At 35.9% G+C, this 24,984-nt stretch carries 21 protein-coding genes; 13 read left to right on the plus strand and 8 right to left on the minus strand.

What is annotated here, in order from left to right:
• The gene (gldI, locus tag ACH3O9_RS14800) at nt 1-555 is read right to left on the minus strand and encodes a gliding motility-associated peptidyl-prolyl isomerase GldI (protein WP_416441780.1); all 555 of its coding nucleotides are present in this window, start codon (nt 553-555) and stop codon (nt 1-3) included.
• Nucleotides 548-1,564 carry a DHH family phosphoesterase gene (locus tag ACH3O9_RS14805; protein WP_416441782.1) on the minus strand — a complete coding sequence of 339 codons (1,017 nt, stop codon included), beginning with the start codon at nt 1,562-1,564 and terminating at the stop codon, nt 548-550. The genes gldI and ACH3O9_RS14805 overlap by 8 nt, the downstream gene beginning before the upstream one ends.
• 76 nt (nt 1,565-1,640) lie before the next feature.
• Between ACH3O9_RS14805 and ACH3O9_RS14810 the strand changes: the two genes are divergently transcribed.
• The gene (locus ACH3O9_RS14810; protein ID WP_416441784.1) at nt 1,641-2,684 is read left to right on the plus strand and encodes an alkaline phosphatase D family protein; all 1,044 of its coding nucleotides are present in this window, start codon (nt 1,641-1,643) and stop codon (nt 2,682-2,684) included.
• Between the two features lie 93 nt (nt 2,685-2,777).
• On the plus strand, nt 2,778-3,197 hold the full coding sequence (locus tag ACH3O9_RS14815) for a nucleoside-diphosphate kinase (RefSeq protein WP_416441786.1): 420 nt from the start codon (nt 2,778-2,780) through the stop codon (nt 3,195-3,197).
• Between the two features lie 92 nt (nt 3,198-3,289).
• Here ACH3O9_RS14815 and ACH3O9_RS14820 read toward each other — a convergent pair whose 3' ends face one another.
• From ACH3O9_RS14820 to recF, 3 genes are read right to left on the minus strand one after another with little or no spacing between them, the layout of a single operon-like run.
• The gene (locus ACH3O9_RS14820; protein ID WP_416441788.1) at nt 3,290-3,586 is read right to left on the minus strand and encodes a DUF721 domain-containing protein; all 297 of its coding nucleotides are present in this window, start codon (nt 3,584-3,586) and stop codon (nt 3,290-3,292) included.
• Nucleotides 3,586-4,008, minus strand: coding sequence for a hypothetical protein (locus ACH3O9_RS14825; RefSeq protein WP_416441790.1), 423 nt, complete (start codon nt 4,006-4,008; stop codon nt 3,586-3,588). The genes ACH3O9_RS14820 and ACH3O9_RS14825 overlap by 1 nt, the downstream gene beginning before the upstream one ends.
• Nucleotides 4,005-5,084, minus strand: a complete 1,080-nt coding sequence (gene recF / locus ACH3O9_RS14830; protein WP_416441792.1) for a DNA replication/repair protein RecF — start codon at nt 5,082-5,084, stop codon at nt 4,005-4,007. The genes ACH3O9_RS14825 and recF overlap by 4 nt, the downstream gene beginning before the upstream one ends.
• A 152-nt stretch (nt 5,085-5,236) precedes the next feature.
• On the opposite strand from recF, the gene ACH3O9_RS14835 reads away from it, so the two are divergent.
• The 7 genes from ACH3O9_RS14835 (at nt 5,237) to ACH3O9_RS14865 (ending at nt 11,527) form a co-directional block, all read left to right on the plus strand.
• Nucleotides 5,237-6,004, plus strand: a complete 768-nt coding sequence (locus tag ACH3O9_RS14835) for a tetratricopeptide repeat protein (RefSeq protein WP_416441794.1) — start codon at nt 5,237-5,239, stop codon at nt 6,002-6,004.
• 15 nt (nt 6,005-6,019) lie between these two features.
• The gene (gene ribH / locus ACH3O9_RS14840) at nt 6,020-6,511 is read left to right on the plus strand and encodes a 6,7-dimethyl-8-ribityllumazine synthase (RefSeq protein WP_416441796.1); all 492 of its coding nucleotides are present in this window, start codon (nt 6,020-6,022) and stop codon (nt 6,509-6,511) included.
• A 118-nt stretch (nt 6,512-6,629) separates the two neighbouring features.
• Nucleotides 6,630-6,923, plus strand: a complete 294-nt coding sequence (locus tag ACH3O9_RS14845; RefSeq protein ID WP_416441798.1) for a hypothetical protein — start codon at nt 6,630-6,632, stop codon at nt 6,921-6,923.
• Nucleotides 6,924-8,810: a DNA mismatch repair endonuclease MutL gene (mutL, locus tag ACH3O9_RS14850; RefSeq protein WP_416441800.1), complete on the plus strand. Its 1,887-nt coding sequence runs from the start codon at nt 6,924-6,926 to the stop codon at nt 8,808-8,810.
• A 38-nt stretch (nt 8,811-8,848) separates the two neighbouring features.
• A complete protein-coding gene (locus ACH3O9_RS14855; RefSeq protein ID WP_416441802.1) occupies nt 8,849-9,616 on the plus strand; it encodes a rhomboid family intramembrane serine protease in 768 nt (255 codons plus the stop codon).
• A 1-nt stretch (nt 9,617) separates the two neighbouring features.
• A complete protein-coding gene (locus ACH3O9_RS14860; RefSeq protein WP_416441804.1) occupies nt 9,618-10,505 on the plus strand; it encodes a rhomboid family intramembrane serine protease in 888 nt (295 codons plus the stop codon).
• A complete protein-coding gene (locus ACH3O9_RS14865; RefSeq protein WP_416441806.1) occupies nt 10,505-11,527 on the plus strand; it encodes an endonuclease/exonuclease/phosphatase family protein in 1,023 nt (340 codons plus the stop codon). The genes ACH3O9_RS14860 and ACH3O9_RS14865 overlap by 1 nt, the downstream gene beginning before the upstream one ends.
• Here the strand turns inward: ACH3O9_RS14865 and ACH3O9_RS14870 are convergent.
• Nucleotides 11,517-12,143 (minus strand): WbqC family protein, encoded by a 627-nt coding sequence (locus ACH3O9_RS14870; RefSeq protein ID WP_416441808.1) that lies wholly within the window; start codon nt 12,141-12,143, stop codon nt 11,517-11,519. The two genes, ACH3O9_RS14865 and ACH3O9_RS14870, sit on opposite strands and share 11 nt — an antisense overlap.
• A 235-nt stretch (nt 12,144-12,378) precedes the next feature.
• Between ACH3O9_RS14870 and ACH3O9_RS14875 the strand changes: the two genes are divergently transcribed.
• Nucleotides 12,379-14,640, plus strand: a complete 2,262-nt coding sequence (locus tag ACH3O9_RS14875) for a response regulator (RefSeq protein ID WP_416441810.1) — start codon at nt 12,379-12,381, stop codon at nt 14,638-14,640.
• A 12-nt stretch (nt 14,641-14,652) separates the two neighbouring features.
• On the opposite strand, the gene ACH3O9_RS14880 is transcribed toward ACH3O9_RS14875, so the two are convergent.
• Nucleotides 14,653-15,945, minus strand: a complete 1,293-nt coding sequence (locus ACH3O9_RS14880; protein WP_416441812.1) for a carboxypeptidase-like regulatory domain-containing protein — start codon at nt 15,943-15,945, stop codon at nt 14,653-14,655.
• 202 nt (nt 15,946-16,147) lie between these two features.
• Here ACH3O9_RS14880 and ACH3O9_RS14885 point away from each other — a divergent pair, with 202 nt between their 5' ends.
• The gene (locus tag ACH3O9_RS14885; protein ID WP_416441814.1) at nt 16,148-16,867 is read left to right on the plus strand and encodes a hypothetical protein; all 720 of its coding nucleotides are present in this window, start codon (nt 16,148-16,150) and stop codon (nt 16,865-16,867) included.
• Between the two features lie 51 nt (nt 16,868-16,918).
• Here ACH3O9_RS14885 and ACH3O9_RS14890 read toward each other — a convergent pair whose 3' ends face one another.
• Entirely contained in the window at nt 16,919-17,197 is a 279-nt protein-coding gene (locus ACH3O9_RS14890) for a hypothetical protein (protein WP_416441816.1), read from the minus strand.
• Nucleotides 17,198-17,418: 221 nt separating this feature from the next.
• Here ACH3O9_RS14890 and ACH3O9_RS14895 point away from each other — a divergent pair, with 221 nt between their 5' ends.
• Nucleotides 17,419-22,395, plus strand: a complete 4,977-nt coding sequence (locus ACH3O9_RS14895; RefSeq protein WP_416441818.1) for a translocation/assembly module TamB domain-containing protein — start codon at nt 17,419-17,421, stop codon at nt 22,393-22,395.
• Complete coding sequence (locus ACH3O9_RS14900; protein WP_416441820.1) at nt 22,385-24,658, plus strand: BamA/TamA family outer membrane protein; 2,274 nt, start codon at nt 22,385-22,387, stop codon at nt 24,656-24,658. The genes ACH3O9_RS14895 and ACH3O9_RS14900 overlap by 11 nt, the downstream gene beginning before the upstream one ends.
• Nucleotides 24,659-24,984 lie beyond the last annotated feature (326 nt).

Below are 24,984 nucleotides of genomic sequence, written 5' to 3' on the forward strand. Positions count from 1 at the left end.
TTAATCTTCAATGTTATTTGTTTTTATTTGATTTAGGGTAACCGTAGATTGAATAGGCAGGTTAGAGCCTATTTTATCTTCATAACCGTAGTAGCCAAAGGCTTTATGAGAAGGGAAAAGGAAAGTAACCGTTTCTCCTTCTTTCATAAGTTTTAATCCCTCGCGCAAGCCAGAAATTAATTCTTGATTGCTTTGGTCTATCTGGTAGTTCTGTGTGCCCAGATCTTTCTGAGTGAGAATTGTTTTGCCATCAAGGCTTTTAATATCGTAATCAAAATTTACCAGATCTCCTATTACAGGTTTTTGAGTTGTGCTCGTGTCTTGTACATTATAATAGTACCAGAAACCACTGGCAGATGAGAAATATTCTCTATCTGGATTTTGATTGATGATAGATTCTATAATATTTTCTTCTTTCTCATTGAGCTTTTTATTACGCTCTATAGAAGCTTCTATAGTCGAACCGGTTTTTTGAGAGATAGGTCTGCGTGCTTCTGGAGTTTTACAGGCGAAAACCGTAAAGAGAACCGCAATCGCTGTCAAGAATCTATTCATGTAGGGCTTCTTTATATTGGGGTAATATACTAATAAAATATGCAACGGTTTCAGCAAGTGAATCATCACTTTTACCACCGGCTGCATTGATATGACCACCACCTGAAAAGTGCGTTCTGGCCATTTCATTTACAGAGAAATCACCTTTTGATCGCAATGATATTTTCACAATATTATCTTGTCTGCTTTCTATAAAAATGGCAGCAAGTTTTATACCATCAAGTGAGAGCCCGTAGTTCACAAAACCTTCTGTGTCTCCTTTTTGATAATTAAAAGTATCGAGTTCATCCTGAGTGAGTGTAATAAATGCGGTTTTATATCCTGGCACTTCTGTGAGATTTGTAAGCGCTTTGCCCAGAAGTTGCATCCTGTGAAAGCTGTTAGCATCATAGATTTGCTCATGAATATATGCATTATCTGCACCATGATCTATAAGATGAGCAATTACACGATGTGTTTCTGACGTGGTAGAACTAAACCTGAAAGAACCGGTGTCTGTCATAATACCGGTGTACATGCAGGTAGCCATATCTTTATCTATAAGATCTGTAGCTTCTAATTGCTCTAAGGTATGATAAACCATCTGACTGGTAGCGCAAATTGTCACGTCGCTGTATGTAACTACAGCATAATCATCAGGTTGTTGATGATGATCTATCATGACAAAATCTGCTGTGGCTTCTTGTAAAACATCACCCATTTCGCCAGTACGTGAGAGTGCGTTGAAGTCTAAAGTGAAAATAAGATCAGCTTCGGCAATTTTAGAGTTAGCTTCCTCTTTATTGTGCTCATATTTTAAAACGGTATCTTCACAAGGTAACCATTTTAAAAATTTAGGATAATCGTTAGGAGCGATCACTAGAGCATCATGCCCTGTTTTTTTTAGGTAAATATAAAGGGCAAGTGTTGAACCCATTGCATCACCATCTGGGTTCTTATGTGGTACAATCACTATCTTTTTAGGCGCTGAAAGTAGCGACTTAAGCTTTAATACTGCTTCTTTATTCATAAGGGGCGAAGATACAATTTCTTCATAGAGAGATAATATTAGAAACTTTAATTTTGACTTAAACCAATATTAACCAATGAGAAGTTTCCTTTTTAGTTCAAAAAACGAATTCACAATTAAATTATTGCTCCCTATTTGTTTGGCATTTAGTCAATTTGGCTCTAGCCAAAACAAAACAGATATTTCAGATTTTACAATTGCTTTTGGTTCTTGTAATAAGACGCAGTTGCCTAATCTGTACTGGGACGATATTCTTAAAATTAAACCAGATGTTTTTATCTGGGGCGGGGATGTGGTCTACGCAGATACTGATAATATGAAGAAGATGACCCAGTTTTATGAGCGACAAAATGAAGTGCATGCTTATAAAAAACTTCGTTCAAGCATTCCTATTATGGGCACTTGGGATGATCATGATTATGGTCTCAATGATGGTGGTGCAGAATACGCGAAAAAGGATGAAAGTCAACAGCTTTTTCTTGATTTTCTAAATGTGAGTCAAAGTGATCCCAGAAGAACCAGAGAAGGGATTTATTATTCAAAAACCTTTACTATAGATACGGTTTCTGTAAAAGTCATTCTGCTTGACACGCGTTACTTTAGAAGCGCATTAACGCCAGCTACTGAAAAAGGGAAACGTTACAAACCTAACGATTATGGCGAAGGCACCATGTTGGGTGATGCGCAATGGGATTGGCTTCAGGATGAACTTACAGAGGGTGCAGATTACAATGTTATCATGAGTAGTATACAATTATTAAGTGCAGAACACGGTTTTGAGACTTGGGGCAATTTTCCGCATGAGGTAGACAGGTTTATAAAATTGCTGCAAGAAACCAAAGCAAATAATGTAATCGTTTTAAGTGGCGACAGGCACATTTCTGAATTTTCTAAAAAGGAAATTAATGGTTTAAATTATCCCTTGATAGATTTCACCGGCAGCGGACTCACACATTCTTATACGGCATACAGCGGTGAACCTAATAAATACAGGGTAGGCGAGGTTGTTAGCTCGACCAGTTTTGAAACCCTTGACTTTGATTTTATGAATGCCACGGTAACTTTTAAGATACGCGGTGATGATGGTAAGGTGTTGCAGGAATTAAAACAGGTTTATTAATACAAAAATTGAGGTTTTTAACCTAAAAATCTTAGTTTTGCAGCGTTTTTAAAAAATAAAGTTTTCGCTTTTGCGAAAATTAAAACAAGAAAAATGGCGACAAACAGAACATTTACAATGCTTAAGCCTGATGCTGTAGAAAACGGTCATATAGGTGCAATTTTAGAAAAAATAAACTCAGCTGGATTTCGCATTGTTGCGATGAAGCTTACACAAATGACTCTTGCAGATGCAAAAGAATTTTACGGTGTACATAAAGAACGGCCTTTCTTTGGTGAATTGGTAGAATTTATGACGCGCGGGCCAATTGTAGCTGCTGTACTTGAAAAAGAGAATGCAGTAGAAGATTTTCGTACGCTTATAGGTGCTACAAACCCTGCAGATGCTGCAGAAGGTACAATACGTAGTTTATATGCGACTTCTATGGGAGAAAATGCTGTACATGGTAGCGACAGTGATGAGAACGCTGCAATTGAGAGCGCTTTTCATTTTTCAGGACGTGAAATGTTCTAGAAAATTTCATTTAATAATACAGAAAAACGCTACCAAAATGGTAGCGTTTTTTGTTTATACCAATGTCGATTTTCGACAATTTTCACCGATTTTCACCTTAAAATGAGCGATTTTATGACGTCACGGCCTAATTCTTCATTTAGGTTTTTAATAATCTTTTCTCTGCCATAACCCAATTCTTCCCGCAAAACCGATGAGCTTAACTGAACGAGTAAGCGATCTCTGTCTAATTTTATTAAGGAAGTGTATTTTGCAATAGCGGGCCCCATAACAGCATTCCAGGCTTCTGCGACATCTACTTTATCTATTCCTTTTTGTAATTTATTTTTTTCTACAAAAGCGCCAAGCACGTCTTTAATAGATTTTGGATCTGCGTCTCGTTGTGCCATTATTGTGTAATATCTATTTTTTCAAAAGGTTTATAAGTGTATATAATTCCTTTTTCGTTTTTAACTTTTAAAATTTCGCCATCAGCGAGAAGCACAGTTTCTTTCCATTTATCATAAGGTGTGCTGTAATACAACCTCAAACTGTCATCTTCTACCTTTGCGATTATGTTTTCACGGCTTTCACTTTTTTTAAAACTACCGTCAATTACAGGAGCCAGCTTTAAGCGGTAACCTGTTGTGTCTTTTAACTCGATATAATCAATAAGTGTGCTCATAGCGTACTCAACTTCTTTGCCATAAGGGGTTTCTACTTTTTTAATTTCCCAATAACCACTTATATTCTTCTTTTGATCCTGAGGGTCTTGCTTTGTACAGGAGTAAAAACACAAACCCAGAAGAAGTGTTATAAATTTAAACTTCATAGCTTAAATATTTTATAGGTCTGGTGTATTTCTTTCACAATATTTTCGGTACGTTCTGGGTGTGTATCACTAATGAATAACTGGCCAAAATTATCATTATTAACCAGTTCTATGATCTGCTTAACTCTTGATTCATCGAGTTTATCAAAAACGTCATCAAGCAAAAGCAGGGGAGTGGTGCCGCTAACCTGTTTTATAAAATCAAATTGTGCCAGTTTTAATGCTATAAGGTACGATTTCTGTTGGCCCTGAGAGCCAAATTTCTTAATAGGATGTCCTTCTATTTTAAAGCTTAGATCATCTTTGTGCGTCCCAACGCTTGTATACTGCAACATGCGATCTTTGGGTAAAGCTTCTTTAAATAATTGGGAAAGTGGCGCTTCGTTTAACTGGCTTTTGTATTTTAACCTGACTTCTTCTCTGCCACCACTTATAGAAGCATATCGCTGCTGAAAAATAGGTGTGAATTTTTCAAGAAAATCCTTACGGGCATTAAAAATGTTTAGCCCAATAGCTGCCATTTGATCGTTGTAAACAGCGAGTGTAGTTTCATCAAAAGTACGATTGGCAGCAAAGTATTTAAGAAGCGCATTACGCTGCGAAAGTATCTTATTGTATGAAATTAGATTATTGAGATAGGTTTTATCACTTTGCGAAATAACGCCATCTATAAATTTTCTTCTCGTATCGCTTCCTTCTATAATAAGATCACGATCTGCAGGCGAAATTATTACAAGGGGTAAAAAACCTATATGTTCTGCAAAGCGCTCATATTGTTTTGCATTTCGCTTAATAACTTTTTTTTGCCCACGTTTTGCACTTACCAGGACTTTCTCATCCCTGTCGTCTTTTTTATATAAACCTTCAATTACAAAAAAATCTGCGTCGTGGTTAATATTCTGAGTAGTAATAGGGTTAAAGTAGCTTTTGCCAAAAGATAAGTGGTAAATAGCATCGAGGATATTTGTCTTCCCTACGCCGTTATTACCCACAAAACAGTTGATTTTTGCATCAAGTTCAAACGTGGCAGATTCAAAATTTTTATAATTAATAAGCGAAAGTGCTTGAAGGATCATAAAATTATTTAAGCGTTTTTAAAGTTTAATTATTTAATTTTTAAGTAGTTATAAAAATCAATTTCTCTAAGCAAATTATTATAAAATAACAAAACAATAGCCTTTTAATATTGAATAAAAATTTTATTTTTGCGCCCAACAAAAGTTTAAGTATGGCTACATATAAAAAGAGAGGGTACAAACCAAAAACCAAAGAAGAACAAGAAGATGTTCAGCAGGATGAGAGTACAACTGCAGAAGTTTTTTCTAGTCTTGATGAGGGTGCCACTAGAACAGAAGCCTGGGTAGAGAAAAATCAAAAATGGATTTTTATCATCATAGGTCTAATTGTAGTGGGTGTACTAGCTTACTTAGGGTACAAAAAATTTATACAGGAGCCTAAAGAACTTGAGGCTTCTAATGAGATGTACCAGGCGCAGAATTATTTTAACGAAGCTTTAAATGGTCTTGCAGCTAAAGATTCTCTTTATAATATGTCTCTTAACGGTGGTGAAGGCAAGTATGGTTTTCTTGATATAATAGATAACTATGGCGGTACCAAAGCTGGTAACCTTGCTCATTATTACGCCGGGATGGCTTATTTAAATACTAATCAATATCAGGAAGCTATAGATCAACTAGAAGATTTTACACTTGATGATGAGATTCTTGCACCACTTGCAAAAGGAGCTATAGGAGATGCTTTTATACAACTTGAGCAACCTGAAGAAGCTTTAGGTTATTATGAGAAAGCGGCAAACATGAGAAAGAATGATTTTACGACTCCGCGTTTTCTTTTAAAAGCAAGTGTTACTGCGATAGAGCTAGGTGACAATGATAAAGCAGTTAGTTTGCTTAATGAAATAAAAGAGAAGTACAGTACTTCTGCCGAAGCTAAAAATGTTGACCTGTATTTAGGTATGGCTAAAGCTTCTAATTAAAACATATATCATATTATGGCGACAACAAATCTGTCGGCTTACGATAAGGCAACAATCCCAAACGCGAAAGATTTTCGGTTTGGGATTGTTGTTTCAGAGTGGAATCATGAAATTACAGAGGGCCTCTTTAAAGGTGCTTTTGCGGCATTAAAAGATTGTGGAGCGATAAGTGAAAACATCGTACGCTGGAATGTTCCCGGAAGTTTTGAACTAATATACGGTTGCAAAAAGATGCAGCAAAGCTATGACATGCTAGATGCTGTAATTGCTGTAGGTAGCGTTATACAAGGGCAAACAAAGCATTTTGATTTTGTTTGTGAAGGTGTTACTCAGGGTATTAAAGATCTTAATGTACAAAACGATATTCCTGTTATTTTCTGTGTACTTACAGACAATACCATGCAACAAGCTATTGATCGCAGTGGCGGCAAACATGGTAATAAGGGTACAGAAGCTGCTATAGCTGCAATAAAAATGGCGCAATTGCGAAAAGACTCTAAGTTTTAGAGAGACAATAATTTAAAGGTGGAACGCTTTTTGCTCATCTAGAATGAATACCTGTAAAGAAGAAATTTAAGGGTATTTATTGTAAATTTGAGTAATATTTAAAGAAAGGGAATCTACCGTGAAAATTAATATTCTAAAACAAAAGCATAATAGCCGTTTTAACTATACGCCCAGATACTACAAGGGTAAGGACATTGGGAATCCCTATGATTTTGATTCTAAATTCCAAAAATACAAAGACGCTACAAATGCAAATGACTTTAGAGCGCAATGGTCTGAAGCACGTATTTCCAGCCGCAACAGAGGTAACAGAGGGATAAATAGAACAATAGTCTATATTGTAATTATACTTCTATTTCTATTTTTGTACATAATCGATTTTGATCTTTCTATTTTTAGGCAACCCAGATAAATGGCAGACATTATTAAGCTTTTACCTGATCACGTAGCTAATCAAATTGCTGCGGGAGAAGTAGTACAACGCCCGGCTTCTGTAGTTAAAGAACTTCTGGAAAATGCACTTGATGCAGGATCTGCTACCATAAAACTGGTTTTAAAAAATTCTGGTAAAACGCTTATTCAGGTTATTGATGATGGGAAAGGTATGAGCGGTACAGACGCTCGACTAAGTTTTGAAAGACATGCCACTTCAAAAATTCAGAAAGCTGAAGATCTTTTCGCTTTACATACAAAAGGTTTTAGAGGTGAGGCACTGGCATCAATTGCTGCAGTGGCACATGTAGAATTAAAAACCCGAACTAAAGAAGATGAACTGGGCACTTGTATACAGATTGAAGGCGGTCAGGTTAAATCTCAGGAAGTAGTAGCTGCTGCAGAAGGAACCTCAATTGCCGTTAAAAATCTTTTTTTCAATATTCCCGCCAGGCGAAATTTCCTCAAATCTGATAATGTAGAGTTTAAGCATATTATTGATGAGTTTCATCGTGTAGCTCTTGCTCACGAAAATGTGGCATTTGTTTTCTATCATAATGAGAACGAAATGTTCAATTTGCCAGCCTCAAATAAAAGACAGCGCATTGTAAATATTTTTGGCAGCAAAGCCAATGAAAAGTTGGTGCCGTTGCATGAGGATACAGAAATAGTAAATATTAGTGGTTTTATACTAAAGCCAGAATTTGCCAGAAAAACCAAGGGCGAGCAGTTTTTTTTTGCCAATGGTCGTTTCATAAAGCATCCATATCTTAATCATGCGGTATCAGCAGCGTTTGACGGACTTTTACAGGATAGGGCACGAGCTAGTTACTTTATTTACTTAGATGTAAATCCTAAAACGATAGATATAAATATTCACCCTACTAAAACAGAGGTGAAGTTTGAAGATGAGCATGCGATCTATACACTTTTAAGATCATGCATAAAACACAGTCTGGGGCAGTTTAATATAGCTCCTGTTTTAGATTTTAATCGGGATGCTAGTTTTGATACTCCTTATTCTTACAAAGACAAAGATCTGCAGGCACCGCGTGTAGAGGTTGATCACAATTATAATCCTTTTAAAACTGTTGAATCAAAACCTGTTCAACGACATAGTTCTTTTGAAAAGAAAAGTAGTGCAGGTTGGGAAAATGCTTTTGAAGGTCTTGAAAAAAAATCTCCTTTGTCTAAAAACACTACAGATTTTAGCCGTGTAGAAATTGAAAGCAGAGTTCATAATGAACCCATTTTTGAAGAACACGAGAGTCAGGGTGATCTTTCTTTTACAGATAATACTTCTTCCGGAAGTACTTATCAGCTTCACAAGAAATATCTTGTAAGTACTATTAAGAGCGGTATGGTTATTATAGATCAACATCGTGCGCATCAGCGTATTTTGTATGAAGAATTACTTCGAAATATTACAGTTAAGGAATCTGTGAGTCAACAGTTGCTTTTTCCGCTTCTCTTAGAATATTCTGCTTCAGAAATAAGTATCTTCAACGAACTAAAAGAGTCGTTAGAGAATACCGGCTTTGTGCTTAATATATTGCAAGAAAACACGCTTGAAGTAGTGGGAATACCTTCAAGCATACAGGAAAGCGAAGTATCAATTGTACTCGATCAATTATTGAGCGATGTACAACATGAGGTTCCTGATGCTGGTTTTAGTCAGACTGATGTTCTGGCAAAAAGTATGGCAAACAGTATGGCTGTAAGAAGCGGTGAGAAGCTCGATGAGCTTTCGCGTGAGCATTTAGTAAATAAATTGTTTGCCTGTAAAGAGCCCGCATTGTCGCCTTTTAATAAAAAAACGTTTGTCACAGTTAGCGTTGACGAACTCGATAGAAAATTTAGTTCATAAACTGTAATTTTTGTGATTTACAGTGACAAAGAAAATTGATGGGAAAAATAACAGAAACAGTAAAAATACTTATAATCGTAAATGTGATCTTCTATCTGGGATCACAATTTTTAGTACCAAATGCCGTCCAGCTTTTTGGACTCTGGTTTCCTGAAAATCCCAATTTTGAGTTCTGGCAGCCGCTTACGCATATGTTTATGCATGATCAGGGAAGTATTATGCATATTCTTTTTAATATGTATGCACTCTGGGCGTTTGGTAGCCCTATCGAGCAGATGCTGGGGCAAAAAAAGTTTATTTTCTTCTATTTCTCAGCTGGTTTAGGAGCTGCTCTTATACATACTTTAGTAGGATATTATCACTACCAGGGTGGTTATAATGCTTTATTAGACGCAGGATATTCTCCGGCGGAGATCAAAGATGTAGTTAATAATGCCTTTACCGGTATTATGCAAACCGGGCAGTATTCATATCCCAGTATTGCAGAAGCAGGACAAGTGCAGAGTATGATAGAAGCATTTTCCGTTTCTGCGGTAGGAGCTTCAGGAGCAATATATGGTATTCTGGTAGCGTTTGGGATGATGTTTCCTAATGTTGAATTATTTCTCATATTTGTTCCTATACCGGTGAAAGCGAAATACTTTATTCCTGTTATCTTACTCATTGATCTATTTTCAGGGGTGACAGGTTTTTCTCTTTTTGGACAGAATATTGCTAATTTTGCGCATTTAGGTGGAGCTTTATTTGGCTTTATTATGATCTGGTATTGGAAGAAAAATAGTTTTAACAACAAACGCTGGTATTAATATGGCGACAAACAACCTGATGTATCAATTTAAGACGGCAAATGTTCTCATAAAACTTATTGTCATCAATGCGTTGGTATGGATAGGTTTTACTTTGCTTGACTGGATATTGGGTTACCCGGGAGGTGCTCTTGAGCAATGGTTTAGCTTACCATCATCATTTAATTATTTCATCACACAGCCGTGGTCAATTGTAACTTATGCCTTTTTTCATGAAGGTTTTTGGCATATTTTCTGGAATATGATGGTGCTTTATTGGTTTGGAAATATTGTGCTTAATCTTTTCGCAGAAAAAAGATTTCTTACTATTTATTTTCTGGGAGCGATTGCGGGTGGCTTGTTCTACATGCTGTCTTATAACGTGTTTCCTGTTTTGATTAAAAGTAATGCCATTCTCATAGGTGCATCTGCAGCTGTTACTGCTATCATGATATTTATAGCTGCTTATACGCCTAATACTGAAGTGCGCGTTATATTTTTTAATGTGAAGCTATGGCAAATAGGTTTGTTTGTCGTGTTAGTTGATTTGGTACAAATACCTAATTCTGCTAACGCCGGTGGCTTGCTCTCTCATTTGGGCGGTGCTATTTTTGGTTACGTATACGCTTTACAATTAGGCAAGGGTAACGATATAGGATTGTGGTGGGAAAGAATGATAGATAGTTTTGCCTCTTACTTTAAGAAGAAGGAGAAAACGGCAAATATGAAGACTGTTTATCGCAATAGAAATGCTACGGCATCCCGACCTGCCAGAAATAGTAACGATATGTCTAAAAACGAGCAGCAACGTAAGATTGACGACATTTTAGATAAGATTAGTAAAAGCGGCTACGAGAGTTTGTCTAAACAGGAAAAAGATTTTTTATTTAAAGCAGGAAAGGAAAATTGATGAAATCACTTAGTCTTTTCAACAAGATCGTTTTTGTAATCAACAGTTTTTTTGCATTCTTTCTTTTGGTAGGCTATGTTTTGCCTTTTATGCCTCCACGCATATTTCCGCCTTTGTCGGTTTTAACCCTTGTTATACCGGTTTTGATCATTATTAACCTGATTTTTGTCGCTTACTGGTTGATCCAGTTCAAAAAACAACTCTTACTTTCTGGTATTGTGTTAGCTCTAGGATTGCTGCAAAACACCACCTTATATAAATTTACGGGCACAGAAGTAAAACAGGAAAAGGGTATTAGTTTACTGAGCTATAATGTAAGATCGTTTAATAAGTTTCAATTCTTAAAAACAGATAGTATACCTGCTAAGATTAAGACTTTGATACTTGATGAAAATCCTGATATTGTATGTTTTCAGGAGTATTTACCCATTGTAGAACTACCTGCAGATCGATATCCTTTCTCTTTTAAGCTGCCAAAGGGGAAAAGGAAAACGATGTATCAAATGATCTATTCTAAATATAAGATCATTAAACAGGAGTCTCTTGATTTTCCGAATAGTTTTAATAACGGAATCTATGTAGATATAGTAAAAGATAAGGATACAATAAGAGTATACAATCTACACATGCAAACCTTATCTCTAACACCAGAATTCTCAGAATTACAACATGAAGATTCTAAAAAACTGATATCAAGAGTAGGCAGCGCATTTAAAAAACAACAGGAGCAGTCAGAAATTTTTTTAAGAAGCGAGGCAAACTGCCCTTATCCTAAAATTGTAGCTGGTGATTTTAATAATACGGCATTCTCATATATCTATAAGAAGATAAGAGGGGAGAAGAAAGATACTTTTGAAGAAGCCGGTTCTGGTTTTGGCCAGACATTTATTTTCGATATTATACCTTTGAGGATCGATTTTATACTTACAGATCCCATTTTTGAAACTCTGGGTTTTAAAAACTTTAAGCAGCCATATTCAGATCACTATCCTGTTAAGGCAACTTTCAGGATTAAATCTTAAGATTTAGATTTTCAAGATACGTAAGCGCATTCGGGCCTTCATTAAAGAGCAAATCTAGTACAGAAAGATTGGGAATAAAATCATGTTTATCCTGAAAAACCTGAGCATATGGGGGTGGTGTAACATTCACTTTGCGCTTAGCATCAATCAAATATCTTTTATCAGCAAATTCAGTTTCGTTTTCATATGCGCTGGAGTTAGTTTGCACAATATCGACCTGCAATGCTTCTAAAACCGCGCTAATAGAAGCCAAATTAAAATCCATTAGCTTCTCATATTTTTCATTAAAAAGACCTTCAAAATCGTCTTCATAGAATTCAAAAAATGGCGAAGTGCGGTATGCAATCTGTATAGAGCGCCAATGTTGTCTCTGCCATAAAAAACTATTCTCTATAAATGCTTCGCTTGTTTTTTTATGTTTACCGGCGATTTTATGATGTCTCACCGGGATATTCAATAACAATGAACCGTTAGAAGTCGCAATATACGTGCGGTTGCGATAGCTCTGCTTTTGATAGTTATCGTGAGTTTCAAATACGACTTTATCTGCCTGAGTAATTTCAGCAACGGTAATAATATTTGGTAAATATGCAGGATGAATAAGTATGCTTTTCAAAGAAAAATATTTTTTGCGAAGTTAAATAATATACTAAATTATCTGTCTTTTATTGATAGTAGGAATTTTACTACGAACACAAATAATTAAAATATAATCTATTAACGTTTTAATAAACAGGTATTTATATTTTCATATCAGTTATATTTTAAATAAAAATTAAGAAAATAGTGCATTTAATCGATAATTTAGTACATTTGTTGTGTATTTTATCGAAATATAACGTATTACATCTATGAGTTCGAATTTTGCCCCTTCATTCCTACCTAGGTTTTACAGTATACTGATATTCATTTTATTCGCCTTTACTCAACAGAGTTTTGCGCATGATAATGAGAATCCTGATCCTGTACTAGAAAAGATACTCAAACAAGTTCTTTCTGCCACAGAGCAGATGCAATATGCAGTAGCTATAGACAAAGCTTCTGATCTTATTAGTAAAGCTGAACACGAAAAAAATAATAAATTTATCTTTCACGGGTATAATCTTTTAAGTATAAATTACTTTCAGGTTAGAGACAGCGTGCATTCTCTTGATTATGCGCGCAAAGCAATGAAATATGCAGAGCGATCACAAAATGATACGCTTTTAGTGTGGGCTTATAATAATCTTGCTGCAGGTCTTGCTTCTCATGCTGACACCAGAGATGAAGCTCTTACGCTCTATAAAAAATCTCTGAATATTGCACGAAAATTAAATGATGGTAATTTTCTGGATGCTGCTCTAAATATAGCCGAATTATATAGAGATCAGGGCAAGTTTCACCAGATGCCTATGTATCTTAAGGAAGCAGAAAATAGTCTTGACCCCGAGAATATTTCATTTGATGACCCCAGAATTTACCTGGCCACACTTTGGGGCGATTATTACAGAGGCGTAGGTAAACCTGAAAATACTGCCGATTATTACGATGCTGCTTATCAACTTATAGAGAAAGACAAAATACGGTTTCTGGCTATCGAGTTTTACCAGCGTTATGCCAGTTTTTTGGCAGAATCTGGCGATTTTTCAAAGGCGTATGAAGTGCAAAGTCAATATCAGGACTACTTTAAAGAGACTGATCATATAAACGAATTAGAGACCGTTCAGCTTGCAAAGGCGCGTTCTGAGGCTGCCGAGTTTAAAAGACAGCGTAATGAAGCCGAATTAAAAAGGCAACTTGCAGATCAAAACCTTGAACGCAAACAAATACAATCTGTTCTGTTAGCAGCTATTTTAGTGCTGCTAATCATTTTTTTAGGGTATTTATATAAAAGTACGCGACTGCGGAAAAACCTTATTTATAACCTGAAAAGAAGTAATCAGGAACTTAAAGATGCTAAAGAAACTGCGGAAAATAGCATAAAAGCTAAAACTAAATTTTTCTCCACCATAAGTCACGAGATGAGAACGCCACTATACGGTGTTACCGGTATTGTTTCCATTCTGGAAAATAGTCCGCAGATTAAGAAAGCACACGAGGAAGACTTGCGTTCTTTAAAATTTAGCGCCGGTCATTTGCTTGATATTATTAATGACTTACTCGATATTTCAAAGCTTGAGACTAAAAACTTTAAGCTTGATATGCGACCTTTAAATATCAAGCTTTTAATAGAAGAGATAATATCATCCCTAGATCAATACCATCTGGTAAAATCGAGTAAAATTCATTTTAATTACGACAGTAAAACTCCGCATTACATAATAGGTGATTCACGTCGTATATCTCAGGTTCTGTTAAACATTTTGAGCAATGCCGTAAAATTTACACAAAACGGAGACATTTGGTTACGCTTAAGAAGCGAAAATATATCAAAAGGAAGATACAGGTTGAAGTTTGAAATTGAAGATAACGGGATTGGTATTGCACCTAAAGATCAGCGCCTGGTCTTTGACGAATTCAGCCAGATAGAGAATATAGCTCAAGGCGGACAAACAGGTACCGGACTTGGATTACCTATTGTGAAGAAATTACTTGAAAAAATGGATTCTCAAATTTCAATAAAAAGTGAATTGGGAAAAGGAGCTACATTTAGTTTTGCAATCGATTTTAAAGAAGCGACTCTTCTTGATGTTATGGAATTTGGCTCTAGCCAAAATGATCTCGACAGTGCACACTACAACTTTTTATTGTCTAATGCTTCTATTCTAATCGTTGATGACAATAAGATCAACAGGATCGTTACTAAGAAAATTCTCGATACTAAGAATGTAGTTACAACTCAGGCTGAAAATGGCGAACAAGCGCTTGAGAAAGTAAGAGGAGGCAATTTTGACCTTATTTTGATGGACATTAATATGCCTGGAATGAATGGTTTTGAAACCACCAAAGAAATACGAAAAATCGACGCAGATATACCAATTATCGCATTAACCGCTGCAGATGGTAATTACATTGAAAAAGAGATAAAAGAAAGCGGTATGAATGGTGCCATCATAAAACCTTACAGCATGGACGAATTCCTGAATATTTTAATCGTTCATCTTTCTACCAGAAGAAAATCTCTTACGCTATAATCTAAATTAAATTTAAGGTTGCGAGCGTTGCTCAATTCTTTTTAAGTTACGCTGTATTTTGTTGATAGCAGATTCAATAGATTTTTCAGGCTCTATTACGTTATAAGCTCCCCAGAAATCAGGATCTGCAAACCCGGAAGCTTCATCAACAAGGATAGCAGATGCTTTGTACGTATTTTTTCGCGTAAGCACTTCTATATCACTTTCTTTTTCCCAATCTGTAACCAGCATTTCGCTGCTGATTCTATAACGGGAATTAAATAATTTACGTTTCCAGTTTACTACAAATTCTAGTTGCACATTGCTATAGCCGTAATACCATTTACCATCTTTCTCTCTATAGTCTACGCGATATGATGCTTCTACAGGATATACCCTCACATTGTTCGGTTTTTTACGTACAAACATAGAGCTGGCTAAATCCCTGTTTTCAACATTGAGGTTGTAGAGGGCATTAGTAAGAGCCATAGTTTTAGAGTTTATATAAAGCTTACCGTAATAAAGTGGATCTAAAACGCGATCTTTCTGTTTAAAATTTACTACATAGATCAGTTCGTCATTTATAATAGTTGATTCACCAAAAGAAAACTCATAATAGGGCAGGAGGTCCTGGGTAAGAAAATAATCTGGGTATTTAATTAAATCAACGTAAAGAGCATTTAGCGGTCCTCCCTGCAATTTTAAAGCAATAGTATCAAGCTTACTGTAATCTGTGCTTTTACGTGCTTTATACAATCCCACGAGATCATTTGCAGCAGATGTATAAGGCCTCTTCTGAATATTTACTACAGCTTCTGCTAACGATACATTTTTGTTTCTTCGCTTAATAGTTTCCCTGTAAAAAGCGGTCATATATGTTTGATCTTCTATGTAATTATCACCTTTATTTAAAAACACAGCACGTACTAAAGCCTCTGCACTTTTAGGTCGTGTCACATTTATTTCACCCAGTTCTGTTGCGCTAGGTTCTAGGGCAATAACTGTGTTATTAGTTCTAAACTCTGAAATAATGATTAACAGTTTTTGGTAGCCTAAAAATGAAACCTCCACTTTTGCATTGGGCATCCCTTTTGGGACTTTAAGCGAAAATTCACCTTCAGAATTAGTAACTGAAGCAATGTTTGTCCCTTCAACAGTGAGATTTGCAAAAGGCAAGGCATCTTCTGTATTTTTATCGATTACCTGGCCTCTGTATTCTATAAAATCGTCTGTGGTATCCTGTGCATTTATTATACCTGAAGTTAATATCAGGAAAAGTACTATAATGGACTTTAAGTGTCTGTTTTTTAGATTAGTATTTTTCATAGCGGGTGATTTTAAAAGGTGTTTTCTTTCATAACAATATACGAAATATCAATCGATTTCGTAATTATTTCGCTTTAGCTATTTGTCTGGCATGATAACTGTAAATGTCTGTTATGGCTGCGTAGATTATAAACATTAATAAATTAATAATAATGAATCTGCAACATTTGTATAATTTTACCGTATTAAATAAAAAAGAGTGTTGAAAAAGATTGATCAGTTTGGGTTTGATTCGGCAGGCATATGTATGCTTGTGGTCTTTCTTTTTATAGGAGGTTATTCTGCTTTTGCTCAAATAGATCAAAAATCGGGCTCCTTTAAAATCCCGGCTGTAAAAGATACTGCTCAGGTTAATAACATAGAGAAGCCTAAATCTTCAAACCTAAGCATAGAAGGTCTTAAAACCGAATTACCTAAATCTAATTTTCCTTTAAATAGTACATTAAACGATCCGCTTGAAGGTGAGAATGCAACATCGTTTTATATGATGAAACCAAAAGAAGAATTTGCAGATGCCGGTGCGCGCTATACACAGCAGATGAATGAAAGACAGGTGCAGCGTGAAGCGGCTATGAATATGCCACAGCAAAATGATATTAATTACGGTGAGATAAAGAGTAAGGCTAAAGGGATACGTGTGGTTTGCAGAGATTTTGGTGCTATTGACGGCGATAGAATAACAATTATGATCAATGATGTGATCGTAAGAAACGGCATGTATCTGGATGCGTCTTATAATGGGGTAAATCTACCTTTAGATAAAGGTTTTAATAAAATTACATTTTTAGCTGTAAATCAAGGTAGCACTGGTCCTAATACAGCGCAGTTTATCGTCTATGATGAGAACGGAAATACAATCTACAACAATGAGTGGAACATGCTTACCGGTGTAAAAGCAACTGTAACTTTCGTTAAGGACTAAAAAAAGAGCCAAAAGTTAATTTGGCTCCTATTTCATTCTTTATAATCCTGCTTAAAGCTTACCGTCCTGTTCATCCAGATAATCTTTACCGGGACCGCCCTGGCTGTGTAATTTATTTTCCTCATCATTGAGACCGTTGCCTTTATTTTTCTTAGCGGCCTCTCTTCCGGGAACATCAAGATCTGAACCTGCAAAATCTACTTCTCTTTCTCGATCGCGCAATTGTTGATCATCGCCACCGTCTTTATGAATGTTTTTCTGTTTTAAGATATCAAGATCTTCTTTCGTCAAATCTGGATCGTAGTCTATATTTTTCTGTTTATCTGCCATAATAGTTGTTTTATTTTAAAGTTACAGATATAATGAAAGTTCTAATTACAATTTAACAGGACTATATAGAATTATAACATCGTTTTAATATTTCCGCATTAAGCACAGTTACTGCAGTTTAGATTTAACAGAAGTTTATTAAAATATGGCTGTAATAAACGTAATCTCGCTAAAAACTGTAAATAGGTTTCAATAAATTTGAGAAGTTTAGCTTAAGCATTTTGAAAAAGAAAAAAAAGATTGTTTTAAAGATATTGCGCATATTAGCAAAGGTGGTTGGCGTTATTCTCCTGCTACTGCTTTTAATTATTCTTTTTGTACGATCGCCATGGGGTCAAAATATTATTGTCAACAAGGCTGTTTCTTATATTGAAAACAAAACCAATACAAATGTTGAGATCGACAAGTTGTTTGTAACCTTTGCAGGTGACATACAGTTAGACGGTTTGTTTCTGGAAGATAAAAAAGGGGACACCTTAGTTTATTCAAGATCATTAGAAGCAGATATACCTTTATGGCCTATTATTTCAGGTAACGGAATTGGGATTGATGAAGTAGACTGGCAGGGATTACGAGCAAATATTATACGTAATGACTCTGTAAATGGCTTCAACTATCAATTTTTAATAGACGCTTTTGTAACGCAGGATTCCACAACCACTGCTCAGGATACTACGGCAACTGCCATGAATATCTCTCTTAGGGATTTTCATTTTGAAGATTTTAAAGTAAAATACCTCGATTCTGTAGGCGGTATAGACCTTGATCTCGATCTTTCTCAATTTGAAGCTTCTGTAGATCATACAGATCTTGATAATATGGATTTTCGCTTAAGCGAAATTAAACTGGCAGACACTCATGTAGATTTTAATCAGTTCAAGTCTGTGGTCGATACTACAAGTACAGAAGAAAGTGCGCTACCTAAACTAGCAATAGACGATATTGAACTCATTTATGTAACGGCCAATTATAATTCTATTCCCGGCGGCATTAATAGCAGAGTTAAAATAGGTGAATTTCTGGCTACAAAAATCGACCTAAACCTGCCAAAAACCGACTATAAATTGGGTAAAATCAGCCTAAATAACTCTGATTTTTTAGTCGAAACAACCGTAAAAGATTCCGTAATTTCCAGCCCAAAACCTCAAAATTTATCTCAAGGTTTTACATGGCCGGCAATGCATGTAGCTGTAGACAATATAGAACTGGCTAATAATAATGTTGAGTATTATGTAAATGGTGCCCAACCGCAAAAAGGTAAATTGAATCCCAATGCAATTAAGCTCAATGATCTAAGTCTTTCTATTGACTCAGTAATTTTAGAAGATAAACATGCGGGACTAACCGTAAAGGCTTTAAATTTTCAGGAATTTTCTGGTATAAATGTGCGCAATTTTGCTCTCGATGTTAACGCTACCGATGAGGAAATTAATGTGGGTGATCTAATGGCTGCTGTAAACGGCAATACGCTAAAAGGAGATCTTGATCTCAAATACTTAAGTCTTGCTTCATTTATAGAAACGCCAGAAAACGCATTTCTTGATCTTGATCTGCAGGAAATAGATGTAGATATAAATGACGTTTTTCTCTTTCAACCTGATTTAAAAAATAATGAAAATCTGGTAAAATTGGCTAAAAATCCGGTTTTTGGGCGGCTAAAAGCATCCGGTAAATTAGCAGATATTCAGATTCCTAATCTTAATATTAACTGGGGACAAAATACTTCTATCGTTGCCACAGGATCACTTCAAAATGCGACAGACCCTGATAATCTCACATATAATTTTCCGAAAGTAAAAATAGCGACCAGAAGAAGCGATCTAATTCAGGTTCTTGATGAGCAACAACTGGGTTTAAAACTTCCTGACACGATCACTTTAAGTGCAAATGTAAAAGGAGGTACGCAATCTGCAGATGCATTAGCAGATCTCAACACAAGTATGGGTAATGTGCATCTTGATGGTAATTTTGATTTTGGTGATGCTATCGCCTTTAATGCCGAAGTCGAGGCCTCTAATATTGAGATTGGTAATTTATTACAGAATGATCAGTTAGGTGATTTAAACCTGACAATAACAACTCAAGGTTCAGGAAACACGATTAATAATCTGGATGCTCAGATTGATGCTACGGTACAAAAATTTACATATAACGGCTATGTAATTAATGATCTCAATCTTTCTGGTGATATCAATAACGGCAAGGGTAATCTTAATTCAAAATATAAGGATGACAATCTAAATATGAATTTGAATGCAGCTGTTGTATTAGATTCTGTAGCTCCTGAAGCAAATGTGAATCTTGACGTGATAGGGGCAGATTTGCAGGCGTTAGGTCTAGCTTCGCGAAATGTAAAAGCGGCCTTAAAACTAAAAGCAGATTTTAAAGGGAATGCAGATTCATATGACGTTAACTCGTCGATTACAGAAGGTGTAGCGGTTTATGATAATCAGGCTTATCTTTTAGGTGATGTTGATATTGATGCACACGTTAATCCAGATACTACTTCAATAAATATAAATAACAGAATTATTGATCTTAATTTAGAATCAAACGCTAGTCCGGCAGCTTTCACTACAGCAATACAAAACCATATCAAAACATACTTATCTAATGAGTCACGTACAGATACGTTGACCAGACCGGTAGAAGTGAGAGTACGCGGGACGATTAATCAAACACCTATTCTTAATGAGGTTCTGGTAGCTAACTTAAGAGAACTTGACACTGTAAATATTGCAGTTGATTTTAGTGAAAAAAAGCGTGAATTAACAGCAAATATTGATCTGCCATATGTAAACTACAACGGGTATACTATAGACAGTCTGGCCTTAAATTTTGATTCTAATGCAGATCATATGAATTTTGATTTTGGCCTTAATGAGCTTGATGCCGGGCCTGTTGCTATCAAGAAAACCATAATTAATGGTAACGTTGCAGATAAGACTTTATTTCTTGATTTTCTTTCTACTTACGAGGGCAAGAAAATTGTACAAATGCAATCTCAATTCACAAAGAGTAATGATACTTTACGATTTCATATAGTACCAGATTCACTTATTTTAAACCGAAATAAATGGCAGGCTGCAGCCAATAATCGGGTCGAAATAGCCGATAATTCTATTGTTTTCCGCGATTTTAAAATTCAGAGAGAAAACCAGTCTTTTGAAGTAACTAATAATATGCCTAATGTTGAAGCCGAACATATTGGTCTCAATTTCTCAAATTTTAATCTCGCAACCCTTCTTAGTTATCTAAACCCGGAAAAGAAACTCGCCACTGGTAATCTTAACGGAAGTTTTATTGTTGAAGATCCATTTAATAGTCCGGGAATGCTGGCCGATTTAAACATCAATGATTTGAATATGATGAGCGTAGATATGGGCACTTTAAATCTTAATGCCGAATCATTAGGTAATGAAAATTATGATTTTAATATGGCGATAAAAGGTGGCGAAGTAGACCTTGACCTGACCGGAAATTACAAAGCTAATACTACAGCTGCGCTGCTTGACCTTTCTTTAGATATAAATAAGATAAGTATGAGCGCGGCAGAAGGTTTCTCATATGGAGAAGTGACTAATGGATCTGGTAATTTATCAGGTTCTATTAAAGTGACTGGCACAACTGCAGACCCACAATATGATGGCGAATTACATTTTAATAAAGCTGGTTTTAAAATTGCGATGCTCAATGAGCCATTCTTGCTTCCAGATGAAACAGTAACATTAAATAATGAGGGTATTTACTTTGATAATTTTACGGTTCAGGATTCTACACAAAATGCATTTACCGTAAATGGAGATATACTTACTGAAAGCTTTCTAAACCCTTCTTTTGATCTTAATTTAAAGGCAGATAATTTTCAACTTCTAAATTCAACAGCAGAAGATAATGATCTTTTTTACGGTAAAGCTTCTTTTGATGTAGATGCGGCTATTACCGGTGATCTTAATTTGCCTAAGGTAAATCTTAAACTTGATGTAGGGTCTAGTACAAATGTCACTTACGTGGTTCCGGCCTCAGAAGTTCAGGTAGAAGCAAGAGACGGTGTTGTGATTTTTGTCAATAAAGAAAACCCTGATGCTATACTTACCCAAACTCAGGAGAAATCATATACGGTTTCCGGTTTTCAGATAGATGCTTTACTTTCTGTAGATGAGGATGCCGTTTTCAACATTATTATAGATGAAGAAACGGGAGATAACTTTCAGGTGAAAGGTGAAGGTGATCTTAATTTTAATATGTACCCTAACGGCAGGACCACACTAACCGGAAGGTATGACATTAGTGACGGCCATTATGAGATGAGTTTGTACAATCTTGTAAAAAGACGTTTTGAAATTGCAGATGGTAGCAGCGTTTCCTGGTCGGGTGATATTTTTGACGCAGATCTTAATGTGAAAGCGTATTACAATGTTGAGACTTCGGCTTCTGCGCTTATGGCGGCGCAGACTTCTGGTTCTGATATTTCTACACGTAATCGCTACAAACAGGTGTTACCTTTCTTAGTTTATCTGAATATTGATGGCGAAATGATGCAGCCTAAGATCAATTTTAATCTTGATATGCCACGTGATGATCGTGGTGCTATAGGCGGCCAGGTTTATGGTAGAGTGCAGCAATTAAACCAACAGGAAAATGAACTGAACAAACAAGTCTTTTCATTATTAGTGCTTAATCGTTTCTTCCCAGAATCTGGTAGCGACGGGAGTAGTGGCGGTGCAGCAACAATTGCGCGTGATAACCTAAACCAGGCTTTATCAGATCAACTAAATGTCGCTTCAGATAAATTATTAAAAGATACCGGTCTTGAACTTGATTTCGGACTTAACAGTTTTACAGATTATCAGGGTGATGCTCCACAAGACCGTACAACGCTTGATATTGCCGCTCAGAAAAAGCTGCTTAATGATCGTTTAATCGTGCGTGTAGGCAGCGAAGTAGATATACAGGGAAGTGCGCCAGATAATTCACAGAGTACTCCCGTTATTGGCAATGTAAGTCTGGAATATTTACTTACCGAAGACGGCCGTTTTAGACTTCAGGGTTTTAGACGTAATGAATATGAGAATGTGATCGATGGCCAGTTGATCGTTAGTGGTATCGCTTTAATATTTACCCGTGAGTTCAACAAATTTAATGAGCTCTGGAACGCAATTTTGAAAGAAGAAGAAGAAGCAACCAATGAAGAATAGAACCAGTTTATTTTTTACAACGCTTATAGTTTTCACTGTCCTGCAGTCCTGTAGTGTAGAACGATTTGTTCCTGATGATGAACTGCTGTATGAAGGTGCTTCTATTAATATGGTTTCAGATACTGTGGTAGATAATGAGGCATTGCTTAAAAGCGAATTAGAAGCTACTTTAAGACCTGATTCTAACAAGAAGTTTCTGGGTATGCACCCCGGGCTTTATTTTCATTATAAAGCGCAAAGAGAAAAACCAGGATTCATCAATAAGTTTTTAAATAAAAAAATGGGTGAGGAACCCGTTTATCTTTCTGATGTTGATACTTACGAAATGGAACAAATCCTGCTGAATCGTCTTGAGAACAGAGGTTTTTTCTACAGTAATGTCACCTCCTCGGTAGAAGAAGATACTATTTCTAAAGAAGCGAATGTAGATTATAACGTACGACTGTTGCAGCCCTATCTCATGCAAACCTATCAGCTAGATAATGATTCACTCAAGATATATAAAGATATTAAGCAAGATCTGTCTGAATCTGTAATGAAAAAAGATATGCGATTTGATCTTACCGCTATGAAGGTTGAAAGACAACGCATTGATACTGATCTGAAGAAAAAAGGATATTACAATTTTGACGCAGGTCTTTTACTGTTTGAAGCAGATACAAACCAATACGATAACAGAAGGTATGATCTCTTTTTAAGATTAAAAAAAGATGTACCGAAAAAATCTACAGTTCCTTATAAAATTGGCAGGGTCAATATATTTCCCAATTATACGATAGGTCAGGATTCTGTACGACAAGACACCGTTAAGCTGGCAGATAAAAATTTTATTCAAAAAGAAGAATTTTTTAGACCAGACAGACTTGATCCTTTTGTTCAGATAGAAAAAGGACAACTTTACGATCCCGATATTTCTAGAAACACAAGCAGAAGACTAGGTTCTATAGGTGCTTATAAATTTGTGAATATTAGATACGATGAGATCGATTCTACAAATACAGATAGCTTAGGTTTACTTGAGGCCAATATTTTTCTTTCGCCATTAACTAAAAGAGCTTTAAGAGCAGAATTACAGGCAGTAACAAAATCTAATAATTTCGCAGGACCCAGTCTTGCTCTCACATTTACTAACCGCAATTTATTTAAAGGAGGAGAAGTGCTCAATGTGTCAGCTAATTTTGGTTACGAGGTGCAACTTGCCGGCGGTAATCAATCTGGTTTAAGTAGCATACAATTAGGATTGAAAGGTGATCTCATTTATCCCCGTATGTTATTTCCCGTGCATATAAACAGCGATTTCTTTAAATACAGCATTCCAAAAACAAAAATAAGTCTGGGTGTTGATTATCTTAATAGAAGTCAGTTATTCAGTTTAGGTTCAGTCACAGCTTCTTTTGGCTATACCTGGCAGGCAAACCGATACATTACACATGAGATCAATCCTATTTCTTTAAACTATGTAAAACTGAGCAATACGACTGAAGAGTTTGATCAAATCCTGGCAGATAATCCATTTTTGCAAAGCAGTTTTGATCAGCAGTTTATTTCAGGTCTCACCTATTCATTTACATACAACGGTATGGTAGATGCAACTGCGAGACATCAATTCTTTTTAAATGCAACTTTTGACACCGCAGGAAACAGCATAGACTTAATAAGTGGTCATGGTGCAGAAAATCCTCAAACATTTTTAGGTCTTGAATATGCACAATATGTAAAAGCAGATGCAGATTTTAGATATCATCTTAATTTAGGAGGAGATCAGGTTATAGCTACCAGACTTTTTGCAGGTATTGGGATTCCTTACGGGAATTCTGATATTTTACCTTATACAAAATTGTATTATTCCGGTGGGCCGTATAGTGTGCGCGCATTTAAAATAAGATCATTGGGACCAGGAACATATGAGGGTGGTGAAGATGATAATTCGGCTTATTTTGATCAAACGGGTAATCTAAGACTTGAGGCGAATATCGAGTACCGTTTCCCGTTAATAAATGTGCTTAAAGGTGCTGTATTTGCAGACGCGGGTAACATCTGGAATACTAAAGAGGGAGGTCTGGAAGGCGGCAAATTTACTTCAGACTTTATAAATCAGTTGGGTATTGGTGCAGGCTTTGGTTTGCGTGTAGATATTCAAAGTTTTGTTATTCGTCTTGATCTTGCGGCCCCTCTTCATGACCCCGCGCTCTCAAAAGGGTCACAATGGAATTTTGACGTGCAAAACCCGGTACTTAATTTCGCCATAGGCTATCCCTTTTAAGATCATTCAAATTTTAATAAGATTTATATTACTAAAGTTTTTAACAAATTAATACTGTGTAAGTTAAAGTATGCAAAAGTTTTAGGAAACTGAAAAGTCTTGATCTACTTTCGCTATGAACCTAACTTAAACTTTTAATCATGCTATTATTCTAATAACCAATAGAACAATAGGCTTTCAAACCGGCTTCATTGTTTTAAGAGTGGCAAACAGGCCTTTTACCTTTAATTATTGACAATCAAAAAAATATAAAAATCCGGCTTTTTAGTCGGATTTTTTGCTGTTTAAGGGAGATATTCACTGGTTTCTACCCGATTTTTCTTTTC

This window comes from Leeuwenhoekiella sp. A16 (assembly GCF_047946675.1).
GTDB lineage: Bacteria > Bacteroidota > Bacteroidia > Flavobacteriales > Flavobacteriaceae > Leeuwenhoekiella.

What these genes read in the sequence shown, in the direction of transcription:
- gldI (WP_416441780.1), bottom strand. Translation starts at nt 555, where the DNA reads ATGAATAGATTCTTGACAGCGATTGCGGTTCTCTTTACGGTTTTCGCC.
- ACH3O9_RS14805 (WP_416441782.1), bottom strand. Translation starts at nt 1,564, where the DNA reads ATGAATAAAGAAGCAGTATTAAAGCTTAAGTCGCTACTTTCAGCGCCT.
- ACH3O9_RS14810 (WP_416441784.1), top strand. Translation starts at nt 1,641, where the DNA reads ATGAGAAGTTTCCTTTTTAGTTCAAAAAACGAATTCACAATTAAATTA.
- ACH3O9_RS14815 (WP_416441786.1), top strand. Translation starts at nt 2,778, where the DNA reads ATGGCGACAAACAGAACATTTACAATGCTTAAGCCTGATGCTGTAGAA.
- ACH3O9_RS14820 (WP_416441788.1), bottom strand. Translation starts at nt 3,586, where the DNA reads ATGGCACAACGAGACGCAGATCCAAAATCTATTAAAGACGTGCTTGGC.
- ACH3O9_RS14825 (WP_416441790.1), bottom strand. Translation starts at nt 4,008, where the DNA reads ATGAAGTTTAAATTTATAACACTTCTTCTGGGTTTGTGTTTTTACTCC.
- recF (WP_416441792.1), bottom strand. Translation starts at nt 5,084, where the DNA reads ATGATCCTTCAAGCACTTTCGCTTATTAATTATAAAAATTTTGAATCT.
- ACH3O9_RS14835 (WP_416441794.1), top strand. Translation starts at nt 5,237, where the DNA reads ATGGCTACATATAAAAAGAGAGGGTACAAACCAAAAACCAAAGAAGAA.
- ribH (WP_416441796.1), top strand. Translation starts at nt 6,020, where the DNA reads ATGGCGACAACAAATCTGTCGGCTTACGATAAGGCAACAATCCCAAAC.
- mutL (WP_416441800.1), top strand. Translation starts at nt 6,924, where the DNA reads ATGGCAGACATTATTAAGCTTTTACCTGATCACGTAGCTAATCAAATT.
- ACH3O9_RS14855 (WP_416441802.1), top strand. Translation starts at nt 8,849, where the DNA reads ATGGGAAAAATAACAGAAACAGTAAAAATACTTATAATCGTAAATGTG.
- ACH3O9_RS14860 (WP_416441804.1), top strand. Translation starts at nt 9,618, where the DNA reads ATGGCGACAAACAACCTGATGTATCAATTTAAGACGGCAAATGTTCTC.
- ACH3O9_RS14865 (WP_416441806.1), top strand. Translation starts at nt 10,505, where the DNA reads ATGAAATCACTTAGTCTTTTCAACAAGATCGTTTTTGTAATCAACAGT.
- ACH3O9_RS14875 (WP_416441810.1), top strand. Translation starts at nt 12,379, where the DNA reads ATGAGTTCGAATTTTGCCCCTTCATTCCTACCTAGGTTTTACAGTATA.
- ACH3O9_RS14880 (WP_416441812.1), bottom strand. Translation starts at nt 15,945, where the DNA reads ATGAAAAATACTAATCTAAAAAACAGACACTTAAAGTCCATTATAGTA.
- ACH3O9_RS14890 (WP_416441816.1), bottom strand. Translation starts at nt 17,197, where the DNA reads ATGGCAGATAAACAGAAAAATATAGACTACGATCCAGATTTGACGAAA.
- ACH3O9_RS14900 (WP_416441820.1), top strand. Translation starts at nt 22,385, where the DNA reads ATGAAGAATAGAACCAGTTTATTTTTTACAACGCTTATAGTTTTCACT.